The 13,346-nt window shown below is 53.1% G+C and carries 14 protein-coding genes and 1 pseudogene; 1 reads left to right on the forward strand and 14 read right to left on the reverse strand.

The genetic code is table 11. From position 1 onward, the window contains the following. Positions 1 to 171: 171 nt before the first annotated feature. The 13 genes from ACT9T4_RS26040 to ACT9T4_RS26100 all read right to left on the reverse strand — a co-directional run bounded on the left by ACT9T4_RS26040 (position 172) and on the right by ACT9T4_RS26100 (position 11,277). Complete coding sequence (locus ACT9T4_RS26040; RefSeq protein ID WP_499119731.1) at positions 172 to 1,842, reverse strand: hypothetical protein; 1,671 nt, start codon at positions 1,840 to 1,842, stop codon at positions 172 to 174. A gap of 379 nt (positions 1,843 to 2,221) precedes the next feature. Then, on the reverse strand, positions 2,222 to 2,569 hold the full coding sequence (locus ACT9T4_RS26045; RefSeq protein WP_499119732.1) for a type III secretion protein HrpV: 348 nt from the start codon (positions 2,567 to 2,569) through the stop codon (positions 2,222 to 2,224). Positions 2,570 to 2,572: 3 nt separating this feature from the next. Next, positions 2,573 to 2,782, reverse strand: a complete 210-nt coding sequence (gene hrpT / locus ACT9T4_RS26050; RefSeq protein ID WP_499119755.1) for an HrpT family type III secretion system protein — start codon at positions 2,780 to 2,782, stop codon at positions 2,573 to 2,575. Beyond that, positions 2,782 to 4,887 carry a type III secretion system outer membrane ring subunit SctC gene (sctC, locus tag ACT9T4_RS26055; protein WP_499119734.1) on the reverse strand — a complete coding sequence of 702 codons (2,106 nt, stop codon included), beginning with the start codon at positions 4,885 to 4,887 and terminating at the stop codon, positions 2,782 to 2,784. Before sctC ends, hrpT begins: the two co-directional genes overlap by 1 nt. A 30-nt stretch (positions 4,888 to 4,917) precedes the next feature. Next, on the reverse strand, positions 4,918 to 5,307 hold the full coding sequence (locus tag ACT9T4_RS26060) for a type III secretion protein (RefSeq protein WP_499119735.1): 390 nt from the start codon (positions 5,305 to 5,307) through the stop codon (positions 4,918 to 4,920). After that, entirely contained in the window at positions 5,294 to 5,518 is a 225-nt protein-coding gene (locus ACT9T4_RS26065; RefSeq protein WP_499119738.1) for a type III secretion protein, read from the reverse strand. The genes ACT9T4_RS26060 and ACT9T4_RS26065 overlap by 14 nt, the downstream gene beginning before the upstream one ends. 8 nt (positions 5,519 to 5,526) lie before the next feature. Further along, on the reverse strand, positions 5,527 to 6,180 hold the full coding sequence (gene sctL / locus ACT9T4_RS26070) for a type III secretion system stator protein SctL (protein ID WP_499119740.1): 654 nt from the start codon (positions 6,178 to 6,180) through the stop codon (positions 5,527 to 5,529). Positions 6,181 to 6,708: 528 nt separating this feature from the next. Next, complete coding sequence (gene sctJ / locus ACT9T4_RS26075; RefSeq protein WP_499119743.1) at positions 6,709 to 7,512, reverse strand: type III secretion system inner membrane ring lipoprotein SctJ; 804 nt, start codon at positions 7,510 to 7,512, stop codon at positions 6,709 to 6,711. A gap of 9 nt (positions 7,513 to 7,521) precedes the next feature. Beyond that, positions 7,522 to 7,896 (reverse strand): type III secretion system inner rod subunit SctI, encoded by a 375-nt coding sequence (gene sctI / locus ACT9T4_RS26080; RefSeq protein ID WP_499119746.1) that lies wholly within the window; start codon positions 7,894 to 7,896, stop codon positions 7,522 to 7,524. Between the two features lie 102 nt (positions 7,897 to 7,998). Next, positions 7,999 to 8,898 carry a harpin HrpZ family protein gene (locus tag ACT9T4_RS26085; RefSeq protein ID WP_499119748.1) on the reverse strand — a complete coding sequence of 300 codons (900 nt, stop codon included), beginning with the start codon at positions 8,896 to 8,898 and terminating at the stop codon, positions 7,999 to 8,001. 56 nt (positions 8,899 to 8,954) lie between these two features. Then, positions 8,955 to 9,266: a type III secretion system major pilin HrpA gene (locus ACT9T4_RS26090; protein ID WP_499119750.1), complete on the reverse strand. Its 312-nt coding sequence runs from the start codon at positions 9,264 to 9,266 to the stop codon at positions 8,955 to 8,957. Positions 9,267 to 9,394: 128 nt separating this feature from the next. After that, positions 9,395 to 10,252, reverse strand: coding sequence for a sigma 54-interacting transcriptional regulator (locus ACT9T4_RS26095; protein ID WP_499119757.1), 858 nt, complete (start codon positions 10,250 to 10,252; stop codon positions 9,395 to 9,397). A 74-nt stretch (positions 10,253 to 10,326) separates the two neighbouring features. Beyond that, a complete protein-coding gene (locus ACT9T4_RS26100; RefSeq protein WP_499119752.1) occupies positions 10,327 to 11,277 on the reverse strand; it encodes a sigma 54-interacting transcriptional regulator in 951 nt (316 codons plus the stop codon). Between the two features lie 1,283 nt (positions 11,278 to 12,560). Here ACT9T4_RS26100 and ACT9T4_RS26105 point away from each other — a divergent pair. Beyond that, positions 12,561 to 12,875, forward strand: a complete 315-nt coding sequence (locus ACT9T4_RS26105; protein ID WP_499119753.1) for a hypothetical protein — start codon at positions 12,561 to 12,563, stop codon at positions 12,873 to 12,875. A gap of 192 nt (positions 12,876 to 13,067) precedes the next feature. On the opposite strand, the pseudogene ACT9T4_RS26110 reads toward ACT9T4_RS26105, so the two are convergent. Further along, positions 13,068 to 13,346: pseudogene (locus ACT9T4_RS26110) on the reverse strand (MFS transporter); the annotation flags it as partial.

Raw genomic sequence — 13,346 nt, forward strand, 5'->3', positions numbered from 1 at the left:
CCGCCCTCGCCACTTGACGTTGGGCTATCTCGGTCAGAGGGAGTTTGATCGGCGAAATTGGAGCAGTAGTTCTACTACCTGTCCACTGGCTACGGGACAGACCACTATACCTCCTGTGGGATTATTAAAGTGGCGCCGGACTTTCTTAACTGGATGCTAATCTGCTGTCGGTTAAGCTTGGCTAGCTTGGCGCGCCCATGCTTCTTGAAGCAGAGAACGAACCCGGTCATTCGCCGCGGCTAAATTCTCAGCGTGCAGGGCTTCGAAGACCTGATCCCGCGTTCTCAATTTCCCGTCCGGGTTTCGCAAACGTCCCCTAATTTCGTCATTCGTTGCGCTTCTCCTCATCAGATTGTCCGGAGCCTGCCTGATCAAAGAACGGATCCGCTCACCACGTGCTCCCAATTTATCAGCATGCAGAGCGCGGAGGACATCCTTCTCATTTCTCAATGTCCCATCCGGGTTTCGCAAACGCGCGCTAATTTCCCCGTCGGATGCGCTTGGCAAGACTCGCCTACCCTCCAAGTTCTGGAAGATAGAATGAATGAGACTAGAGCTCGCCGTTCGTCCGAGGGCATATAGTTTGTCACGAACCTCTCTATGGGTTCTCAAGTTCCCGTCAGGACCTCTTATTAGCGCCCTAATCTCATCGTCCGTTGGCCGCACACGTGCTTGCGAGCCAGTTGCACCCGAGCGGGTAGATCCAGGGTAGGGCCCATTAAGTGCATTCCGAGTAGCTTGGGTTCGAATAGGCCCAGATCCACTGGCCGTTAAGCTTTCTGCTGCCGAGCCCAAATGAGAAAAGGCCATGGTTTGTGTGCTGCCTGATGCACCTGAGGGTAGAGGAGCAGAATAATTCTGCGGCTTGTTCTGACGAACCATTGCTTCAGTTAGCTGGCTGCGTGAATAGTGCGCAGCCAAATGAGTAGACGGCGGTACCTGGCCGGCACCCATGTTGGGCGTAGAACTTTCGCGGCTGACGGCAGCAGCATGCCCCAAAAGATGAATGGACTCAGTCCTGCCGAAGGCCGGCATATGGAGGTCAATACCCGCAATATCATATTGAGCTTGCTCGTTTAAGCGTGCACGGATGGTCAGGTTTGCTACCTCTCCATCTGATTGAGTTACCTGCTGCCCAAAGTTGGCGTCCGCTCCATGATTCGACTGCATGCGCAGCTCGTTGTCACTGATGCCATTTCTGGCTAGCAGTGCCAGCAGTTGGTGGCGGCTGTTAGGTTGGGTCTCAACTTGATCTAACGCTAGCAGGGCATTATGGCTCAACAGGGCAGCCGATAAAGTACCGCAATGGCTAGGTGGGTTGTTCTGCACCACCATGGCATCAGCCACTTCGGTCGCAGAATCGGATGCTGCAGGGTGAGTGGGTGTTAATGGCGGAGAAGCACTGTCGCGCGCGGCGCCGGCTGGGGGGCCTGATAGATAAATGGACTCAGTACTACCGAAGGCTGGCATGTGCAGGTCAATACAGACAATATCGTATTGAGCCTGCTCGTTTAGTCGTGCACGAATGGTTAAGTTGGCCGACTCTCCGCCCGGTACAGTCATGTTCTGCCCAAAATGAGCGTCGGCTCCCTGATACGACTGCATATGCAGCTTGCTCTCTGCGATGCCATTTTTGGCCAGCAGCGCCAGGAGCCGGTGATAGTCATTGGGTTGAGCTTCAGCCTGATCCAGAGCCCTTTGGGCATTCAGGCTTATAACTGCAGGAAACAGTACGTCAGAATGGCTGTGTGGTAGCCTTGAGATGGACGCTGCTACTAACAGTTCGCCGCTGCTTGGCAAGGTTCGAAGGTGTGCTGGTATAACTGACTGGAGGGAATTCATCCGTTTTTGGCCCTAGCTCGCCGATGATTTCAAGCCCTTATAAGCGCCTGACTGAATCAGTGGGTGGCGAGAACAGGGTGTACGGTTCCCCAAGAGGATAGCAACGGGTGTACCGGGATGGACTAACTAAAAGAACGTGTTAGATCAACAATGCACTAATTTGTGCTCTATACGTAATCTATACAAGTTAGTCAAAAAACCTGAAAACCATATTTAAATATAGCTGGCATGGGACAATGCTACTGCCCCGTGGCTGTTCCAATCCCCCCCAAAGCCACAGAGAGCCGCAAGCAGGCAAGGCCGCGATATGACGGCCATTATTATGTAAGACCAAAGGTTTCGGTGGTCATTAAGCTTTTTGATCGAAAATGGCCGTACATTATGGCAAGTGATCCAACCCAGCCAGTGTTAGCTGCTCACGACAAATATGATCTAGGGAGGCCACATCGAGATCAGGTAACTGGGCAGCACGCCATACGACGAGCTCTAACTGCAGGTTGAGAAACAGGAAGAACTGGTTATAGCGATCCGATTCGTAAAAGCGCCGGGTTAGCATGTCACGTAACTGATCCGGCGCAAGCGCCTCGACTTCTAAGTGCAACGCAATTCCCCAATGCTGATGATCACTACGACTGACTAATTTCACGCCGGAGGCAAGAGGCCAGACCGCGCTGCTCTCAGCCGCCGCGTGCTCGAGGAACTTTTGCTTTTCGGAGGCGCGTATCAAGGCTTAGTCCTCCAACGGAGTGACTGAATAATCGCGATCAAGGTTGCGATCCTGCTCGTTGAGCCCCTGTCGCATCTCCTCAGGCCACCAAATCACCAGTTCTCGAGAAGTGGAGTCTGGCCGCGTGCACGCCTTACCTGCACAGCCCTGCTGGCTCGCACAGCCAACTAGCAACATCAACATTGACAGTACTGCTAGTGAACGAAGATTCATCATTTGTCCTTTTTCCCTAGCAGCGAGGGGCGTAGCTCGAGAGATGTGTCGAGGGCCTTGGGCTGTCGCATTGCGATGAAAACCTCGCTTTCCTCTCCAGGCTGCAGCCAGGCATGTGGCCAGGCGCTAACTCCCATGACCCAACGGCCTCCGCAGCGGCTTTCATCGATACGAACCGGCTTGGCCGAATCATTGCGCACCGCCACTACAGCGACTCCCCAATCCTTACGGGCGTACCACTGCGAGTGATGAGGGGCAATGGACAACTCCTGACCAAGCTGACAAAGCGTGTCAGGCTCGAATGCGGCCTTAGTTGCAGTAAATCCGCTCGGCGATGTGCCGTTGATTAGCTGTACGAATGCCTGGCGGATATCGTTGCGCGTAGGGCGTTCAGTTGTACCTCGACGGCCTTGTATTTCCTTCATCTGCTGATCCAGATCGTGAGGATTGGCGTGTTGCACGTACCGCGAAGGGTTGACTTGGTCACCAATCAGGCGAGGCGTGAGAATGAACAGCCGCTCGCGCTGCGTGTACTCACGGCTACGCGATTGGAACAGCAGCTTACCGATCACGGGTATGTCGCCAAGCAACGGGATTTTGTTGAGCCTGTCGTTGGCTTCTACGCCGTGGAACCCACCGATCACCAGAGAGCCATGCTCGGCTATAACCGCTTGAGTGCTGACATTGCCGCGGCGAACAGATGGTTGGTCTTCACTGATCTGAGACTCAAGGATCTGCCCGTCTTCGATGTCAACAATCAGCTGCACTTGGGATCGACCGTTGTGGTCGAGAGATCGAGGGATGACCTGTAAGCTAGTACCCGCGGTTATAGGCGCGATATTGGCGACGCGCTCTGCCAGAGCGGTCAGGTATTCGGTGCGACTAAAGTCGATGACAGCGGGCTGGTTCTCAAGAGTCAGAATCGAGGGATTACCGATGATTGAGGCGCTACCTTTGCCTTCCAAAGCCCTTAGCTCGGCGGAGAATCGTCCGGCATCCTGGATGAATAAGGTCGATGGAGCTCCAGGTTCGAACAGATTGGCACCGCCGCTCAAACTTCCGGAATTGAATGACCAGCGGCTGGAAAGTTGCGCCAACTCGTTTCGATCAATGTCGAGAATGACCGCGTCGATCTCGATCACATTGCGTGGTACATCCAACTGCTGGATCAGGTTCTGATACATGGCTCTGCGAGCAGGTAAATCATAGATCAGCACCGCGTTGTTACGTACATCCGCGCTGACGCGTATTCTGGCACTGCTGCTGGCATTGCTGCTTCGGCTCCCGGAGTTGGACGACGGCGTCATGCCAAGCCCTCGCTCAATACCAGATCCCAGTACGGGGCTATCCATATTGCTCAGCGCATCGTATGCCAATCCGATTGAATCGGCACCACCACCGCCCCCCCCGAGCCCACCAACGCTTGAGCCGCCCTGGGCAGGATCAAGGGCAAGACTGCTGCCACGGGAACGCGTCTCTAGTAGCTCTTGGAGAATGCGCGCAACACCAGCGACTTGGAGCTGTTGGTCTCTGTAGCGAATGCTGCGATCGGCGGCATTGGCATATTTGAGGGGAAACACAATAATGTCCTGTTTTTCAGCCTCTTCTGGTTTCTCAACCTTTTCACCGTAGTCGCGAATGAACTGTACGTACTTGGCCGGCCCACGCACTAGCACGGCCCCCTCATCCGCCAAAAGTCCCCAGCCGAAACGGGGATCCAGCAGCCCTATCTTCTCGAGCGCGCCTTCAAGGTCGTCCACTGCCTCCGTGGAGACCTCAATGCGTGCGGAGGTCTGCTCCTGGGTGGGGCTGATGTACAGGGTGTCATTGAAAACGAACCACTGAAAATGATACTCGCGACCGAGTCGATCCAGAAAGCCCTGGGGGTTATCGGCGCGGATACGCCCGTCAACCACACCGTCCATTGGCGGCATATCGAGCGCTAAGCCGAACTCGCGCGCAAAATCACCCAGCGCAGTCATCAATTCGGTTCGCTGAGCATCATATGCATAAGCCGTACGCTTCCAGCTTTCAGGCGGAACAGCACGCGCAGGCATCGCAACAACTAATAATAACCAAGGTAGCCATATCAGGGCCTTGCGCATTTCTTACTCCAATGTGCGGGCTTCAATGCCCTAAGGGGTGGAAACAGTGAAATTGTTCAGTTCGCGCGCATCAGCTAGACTGAGCATCGCGGCGCGCTGGTTTGCCAAGCCCTCCAGACACCCCAGAATCTGTACCTGCTTGACGGGCAGCGGACACCATTCGACCAGCAGTAGGGCGTAGGCATGGGGATCGAAAGCCAGTGCTCCTCGGCATCCGCAGGCCACTCCTGCACCAGCCTCGCTCAGCAGTGCATCTAGACGATCTCGATCCCAACCTTCGAACACCTCCAAGCTGCAACGTAGTCCGCTGCCGAGCAGAGTAATCTGGAATTGAGCGCCATCGACCCAACACGATAGGTTGCCCTCATGACCAGAATCACACCAAGCCTGAAGCGCTTCGGTAAACTCACTGAATGCCATCAATGATTGCTTTGGTCAGCCCATGCTGGGCGCGCAGTTCTTCGCCCACCACGCTACTGGTCAGTTGCGCGCGACGTGCAGCATCGTTGTACGCCTCAAAATCTTCGAGACTGCCGGTATCAACCGCCTGCCGCAGCGCGTCCTGCAATCCGCTCTTGGCATTCTGGTGCGCACGATCCAGGCTATTGCGTATCGCATTGATACTGGTCATATCTACTCTCACTCTTGCTGAAAATGCTCTTGAGTGGCATCACTATGGGGCTGGGTTCCACCGGATTCCTCTACTGCTTCAGAGAGCGGCCGCAACGGCTCGCCGAGCAGTCCGTTTAGCAGCGCCCCCCAATCGATATCGAGCGCTCCCTGGGCATGACTGAGGCGTAGCGCCTGCGCAGATACCTCATCATCCTCCTGCACAGTCCAGAACGCGGCGAGCCGTGAGTCAGCCAGCCAAGTGCGCACAGCTGAAGCCTGTTCGGGATGGCAGAGCAGCGTTGCTGCAGTTCGAGCGGCCTGACTTTCGGAAAGATTACGCAGAAGAGCCCGGATACGCTGAGTGGAATCGGTATCGTCAAGCAGGCGCGACAGCGCCAGACTTAACAATCGCTCGACACTGGAGAGCGCCTCGCGCTTGAACGCCGCGCTCTCATCGTCAAGCGCCTGCAAATGACGGTTCGCCTGCTCCCAAAAAAGCGCCTGAGATTGCTCCAATCGCTGCTTGCACTCACGGTCAGTGGCCAGTAGAAGCTCATCGATCTGTTGCTGCGCCTGTTCGAGCAGAGCCTCGGCACGCAAGAAACCTTCAACGACTTCCCGGCGTAGCACCGGCTGAGTCAGCACATCGCAATGCATGGGCAGCCTACGCTTGACCAGCATGCATGCCTCCTCGTGAAGCACGCCAGAGAACCGAGGACCACAGCGCATCCAAGCGATTGCTCGGCAAACCCTGAGGCAGCTGGCTAAGGGTCGACGATGGCCATTGTTGTTTAGCCCGCATCCAACGTTGCGGCCCTATCCACGCACCCAACAGTAGCCGCGCGTCTAACGGAGCGGATGGTAACCAAAGCCCAGGTCTCAAGGCCTTAGCCACGCTTCGACACCAGACTTCGTGAGCAACCAACGATTCGGGAAGTGACTGTTGTGGTGCGCAGATAGCCTCCACTAGGCACAACGCAATCGCCTGTTCGGCCTCGGGCAGGCGAACCCAGCGCACCAAGCCCTCATGCGGTTCGGGTGGCTGCGGCAGTTGCACGGCTCGACTATGTGCTATGAGCTCATGACGACTGATCGGCGCACACAGCGCCAAGCCCTCGTGATTGCCTACAGGCTCGGCACACCACAGGGGCTGCACTTCCTCGCCAGCAGCAAACCACCAGCGAATCCAATACTCTGCAACCCCATCCATCAGGTACGGCTCGGCAGAGTGGTAGGCGCCGCGCGCTGCGGCAGAACACGCCCTAGGAGTGCCCTTCGCCAATCAGCCCGCGCGCTTAGCACGATGACTAGTAGCAAAAATCCACCCAGCATTGGAGCAATCCAAAGCGCGCGCTGCCAGAACCCTAACTGATGCTCTTCAAGCAGAAAGGGGCCAAATTTAACCAGCGGCTCAGAATTGTCAAAAGCCGTCGCAGGCACAAAAACGATGGAGAATTTTCCAGAATCTGTCGCAACCGTGTTGGCCATCCCGGGAATACTGCTCGCTACCATCATCTGGATACGCTGACGCACCGCATCCGGCTCAAGGCGATTGGAGTGTTTGATGAAAACCGCCGCCGATGCAGGCTGAACAGGCTCGCCGGGCGCAATTCGCTCAGGCAGCACGACATGCACACGCGCGACAATGACGCCATCTATCTGTGACAAGGTCGACTCAAGCTCTTGAGAAAGCGCATAGATGTAACGCGCCCTCTCCTCCAGCGGAGTCGAGATTACGCCCTCTTTCTTGAAAATTTCGCCAATGCTCGTACGTGCACGCCGCGGCAAGCCAGCGGCTTCCAACACTCGAATCGCGCGATTGGTGTCTTTACTGGAAACCGACAGTACGATCCCGGTCTTCTCCGTTCGCTTGCTGGTTTCGATACGGTAATCACCCAGAGAGGCAATCACGTCATTCGCATCCCGCTCGGATAGCCCGCTGAACAAGTCCGTATGTTCGCTGCAACCCGCCAGAATTAACAAACATAACAAGAGAGCTAAACCCTTTTTCACAACGGCGGCCTATTGCATGTTGGTCAATTTTTCAACGGCCTGACTACCCTTGCTGATCACCTTGGTGGTCACCGCCATCTCCAGCGAATACTGCGACAATGCCCTACTCATCTTCGATACCGCAGTAGGGTCGTTATCCATAACAGCCTGCTTCATGCTGCGCATGGCATCCTGCGAAAGCCGGTCAACCGACCCCATTCGTTCGCCGACCACGTCGGCCAGAAAGGCGCCACTTTTAGTCGGTGCATCGGCCCCGCTGTCGCGCATCAGCGAAGAGAAGAGTTCAATGTCAGCCTGGCTAGGCTCGTTAACCAAGCCCTGATCAAACTCAAACGCACTGTTCTTGGCGACTTTTGTGAGGTCGCCGTTTCCCGAAATACTCATGAAACTCAACTCCAGAAAAAAAAGGGCCACATTGCAGCGCGGTCAAAGCGCTCGGCCCCGTACACATGAGTACGGGGCCAGCGGTATCGCAGATCAAGCTTGCTACTTGCCGCCCGGCAACATCAGATTGACTATCGAGTTGGCGGCATCCATTGCACCTTGCCCGAGGTTCTGCATGTCGAGCTTCTTGGTCAGGTTCTGCAACCCGTCCATTACTCCGGCAAGCATCTCGGTTAGCTCTTTCAGGGCATCCCCCCCCCCTTTGCCGGTCTTGCCGGAGGTGCTGCCAAGCCCACCAGCACCTCCAAGCAAGTCCTGTCCAGGTGCGGCTCCTTGGGATGAAGCATCACCCAGTGCCTGGCCTGAAGCCTTGGCCTCCAATTGACCACCGATCATGCCGAGTGCAGACTTGAATGCCTCGGTTTCACTCTTGTTCAGATGCTTATCTTCGATCAGTTCCTTGCTCCATGACCCGGAGTCAGGAGGAGGAAACTGCTTAGGATTGGCATCCATGAACTTGGCGACCTCCTGCATCATTCCGGCGTCTTTCTGTTCAAACTTCGAACCTTCACCGTCCGGCTTCAACATACTGTCCAGCGATGACTTGGCCAGACCGCTGAGTACCCGCTCCAGCAGATCAGCCCCCCCTGACTGGCCCATGCCAGGCTGACTAGATGCACCGCCTTGGTTGCCGCTAGAACCAGTTTTAGGCTGACCAAAGTCTTTGCCCAACTTCTCACCGATAAGCTGCTCGAGGATTTTGGTCAGCATCTCCTCTAAACCGCCCCGCGCGCCGCCTGCCCCCGCCGAACCGCCCGACAACTGCTCTTTGATCATCTGACCGAGACCGGAATCGGAATCCTTCCCCTTGAGAAGGGCTTGCACTAGTTGCTTGATTACATCGTCTAGCCCCTGAGAGTAGCCTTGTTGCTGTCGAGGCTTTTCCTTAATTCCGAACAAAGAACTAGAGTCCATGGCCGGATTGTTTAGAACCATGTTCATATCAACACCTCCTCCATCAGATCATTACGCCCTCTCTAGCTAGGAAAGGGCTTCAATCAGTAACTGATGCCTTTGGCGTTCTGAGCAGCGGAGCTGATCGACTTGTTCGACGCATCTTGCTGTGCTGAATTGATAGAAGACGCAACGTTCTGACTTTGTATATTTCGATTGGCTTCACCCTGGATCTTTTGAAGCTCAGCCGAGTGAGCGTCGCTTTTCTTATTCTCACTGCGAATCGCGTCGAGAGAGGCGCTGTCAGTTGAAGTGTCACGCAGACCTTTTGCGGCGTCCTGTCGTGCTTCAGTTTGCCCCAAATACTGGGCGGTAGAGTTGTAAACGTTCTGAGTGCCTCTAATCGGATCCGGCATGATTCTATCCTCTATAATAATGATAACAACGCTTGCTCGTTGCTATGGATAGGTGGCGACGACTGCCGAATTGGTTCCAAAAAATATCAAAAATATGCGATGACAATGGAAAAATTCAGCTGACACCGTCAGATATCAAGATCCTTCATACGCTGGTAGAGAGTTCGCCGTGGTATGTCTAACTCGCGGACTACTGCCGCAATGCAATGGTCGTTACGCTTGAGTGCTTGCTGGATTAAAGTCTTCTCGATCACACGAAGCTGGCCTTTGAGCCCTGTACCTACAGGCTCATCAGCATCATCTTCGATAAGCGGTAGCCCGAGAACATAACGCCGAGCTGCGGACTTGAGCTCACGATAATTTCCTGGCCAATCGTGATTGAGAAGTAGTTCTTTTAGCTGCGCGTCAACAACTGGTGCAGGAATGTTTAGTTCAACTTCAGCACTTTCCAAGAAGCGCTTGAATACGTTAACGACACGATCACCCTGATGCCGTAGCGAAGGTAGACGAAGACTCACCACGCTTAATCGAAAATAAAGATCGCGCCGGAACCGACCCTGCACTATCAAATCCTCCAGCGTTCGTTGTGCAGATGCGATAACTCCAATATCAAGTGATATAGCCTTTGTAGACCCTAAACGCTCGACCTGGCGACTCTCTAATATACGTAGAAGCTTGACCTGCAGGTTGATTGGCATACTGTCGATCTCATCGAGGTACAAGGTTCCTCGGTGTGCAGCCTCAAAATAACCAGGTCTGGCATGATCCGCACCGGTAAAAGCCCCAACAGCAACACCAAATAACTCGCTCTCCAAAAGAGACTCAGGAATTGCAGCACAATTGATAGCAACGAAGGGGCCACGGGGCCTTGATAACTTATGCAGATGCCGAGCAATAGTATCCTTACCGGTGCCCGTCTCACCGACCAACAATATATCGACACCAAGCTCAGTGATACTCTGCCCTAATATTTCTAAACTCGGCATACCATTTTCAATCAAAATCAGCTTGAAAGCGGATTCCATGTCACCCCCAACAAATGGAATTCCATTATTATTGATTAACGAGCAGCGGATCGCTCGCTTGAGCACGTAGCCTTACACGCAAGTTCCTTAATACGATGATGCAGCGTACGCCTTGGAACATTAAATTCTTTGGCTACCGCCTCCAGTCGACCAGCATGGCGTGTCAGCGCTTCATTAATTAGCGTCCGTTCAACTTGTCTCATCTGGATCTTTAGCCCAGCTTTGTTATCTTCGAAATCCCCCATCACAATATTCGAGTTGAACGGTGAGGCGCCCATTACGAAACGCTTAGCCGCCGATTGAAGTTCGCGTATATTTCCTGGCCAAGAGTGAACAAGTAGCATCCTGGCGATTGAAGGATCAAGGACATTCAAATCTCGCTTTAGAATCAAGGCTGCCGAACGGCATAAATCCTCAAACAATGGCAATATTTGATCACGCCGCTCCCTGAGAGGTGGGAGCCTTACCGTCACAGCATTGAGCCGGAAGAGTAAATCGTTTCGAAAACCACCTTGCTTAACGAGAGGAGCCAAAGGACGTTGAGCAGAGGCAATCACCCTCAGATTAAGCGGCATGAAACTGGTGCCACCCAAGCGCTCTATACCTCGCTCCTCCAGCACACGTAAGAGCTTGGCCTGCAATGAAAGCGGCATGCTGTCGATTTCATCTAGATATAAAGTGCCCTCATTCGAGGCCTCAATATAGCCCGACCTCGAGCTCAGCACGCCAGTGAACGCTCCTTTATAAGCCCCGAAAAGCTGGCTTTCTGCAAGCGACTCAGGAATAGCAGCGCAATTTAAGCCAATAAACGACCCAGGTCGCTTTGAGAGTTTGTGGATACGTTTAGCTAACGTGTCCTTTCCCGTTCCTGTTTCGCCGTACAGCAAAATATCCATATGCAAAGATGCTGCAGATAGTGAAAACCCTAATTCAGAATCATTATGAAAACAGCTATAATCATTACACTTGGAGACTTCTGCTATCATTGGCGCCTCTCACGTTTCTTACTGAATTGCGATATTCTCCTTCTCGGAGCACCAGCCAAATCCACGTAAACGCACTCAGGCAACAGTGCCCGCTGACGCAAATTGCACTGGACAATCACTCTCAGCATTATCATTATTTTAAATTTAAAACTTTAATGAGGGCCGCAGCAGCCTAGCCGACTACGCGAGAACGCAATACTACAAAGTCTTATCCACCCATCAAAGACAAATCGAAATTAGATCAGTTCCACATCAACGTTATCATCCGACGTAACGTCATACCGCCCGTCCCAGATAAGCCTCCATTGCGAGCCATACACATCTAGACGCATAATGGAATCTAGCAAGTGCGGTTGCCAAAGAAATGAATCACGACAGATCAGCAGTAAACCACTGATCTCAGATGGAAATTTCATCCAATACCAAGCTTTAGACTCAATTTCTATGAGTTAGTCCACGGGCTGGCGGCCTCCCATTCAAAGACAAATAACCATAGAATTGACGTAAATAAATAGCGCCCAACTTATATGTTCTCGCACATTTATCGCTCGACGCTATCATTGAATCCCAATCCCGCGCTCAGCAAGCTGCAATAGGCGAGTATACTGACGACATCTTCGAGATGTGAAAATTATTAAGCTTGCGAGCCCGACGATATAATCTCACCGCTCACCGCGATTCCACTGTCCACATCACAACAAGCCACCGCCATATATCACTCAGCCAGCACCTACCCTAGTCCAGCGCCACCCTGTTAGATGGCACATCTCTGAAAAGCCATCATCTACGCACAAGCTAGTGATTAAGATATTCAAAAAATATGTGAAAGCCACCCCCTTAAATTCAGTCAGCTCTGTAGACTGAGCTCAATGACATTAGTTCAGCCGGCAGGCTTATATCATCGCGAAAGGGCGCCTGTTTGACGTCAAAATTCTTTTAACGAGATAACTCTAAGAGATCGCAAAAAATACATTGTGACGTGCATCACGTTTTTTTGGGCAGAAGAGTAACGCATCTACAAGATGACTTGAAAATAACCAACATAGCATCAGGCCGCCTCCTAGACATTGTACAGCGCCAATACACCACTCGTCGCACGCTCCAATAAAACAACACTAAACAACCTCATCCGTGTAACATTACGTAACTGGCGCAATTCAATTGCGTTACAATACGCCTGCAGATAGAAATCGCAATAATCCATGTATTCCAATATTGGGAAGAAGGCTGATTGCTTCCCCCGTACTCACAACTGCAATCAAGAATAAGGTGTTAGGAAGCCCATGAAGAATGAAACAAACCCATTCAACGGATATGTTCAAGAATGTCTCAAGCTCATTACGATTTGTGAAGTGTATGAGCTGGTTGAGTCAAAGAAACTGGAGGTGCAGGCTCGTATAAATCCGGGTACTCTGCGCTTGCTCGAAGAGCTTTCTACGGTACTGGATCAACGTCTGCCTGAGCTTATAACCGAACTAGTCACGACTGGTGCGCATCAGCTTGCCAAGGCATATAGTGAAGCTTCTGGCGACAAAGCCAATGAAGTACTTAATGAGCTCATCTCTCTAAGCCGCCACAGAGATGATGATTTGGAATAATTCCCGCTTGTTCCGCCAGATAAAACCGGGGGCTGCTCCAAATAGCAGTATTTGCCCCCGGCTGTCTGGATCAGATGTAATCACCAAAACTTCGACCTGGCCAAACCGCTAGGTTGAAGTGGGCAAGTCGTTCGTTCCTACGGGTGTATGGTGAATCTCGATGACTAAAATATCGAATGGTGCCTCGGGCGATCAGTCGTCGTTCATCCGCGAGTGGGTGCGGGTGTCCTTCATGGTGACGTACACCAGCAGCGAGCAGGCGATGCAGCCAGTCACGTACCAGTAGAAGCCACTCTCCATGCCCACGCTCTTGAACCACAGCGCCACGTACTCGGCAGTGCCGCCGAAGATCGAAACGGTCAGCGCATATGGCAAGCCGACGCCCAGGGCGCGGATCTCGGTGGGGAACAGCTCGGCCTTCACCACCGCGTTGATCGAGGTGTAACCACTGACGATGATCAGCGCCGCCAT

This window comes from Pseudomonas sp. SZ40 (genome assembly GCF_052958135.1).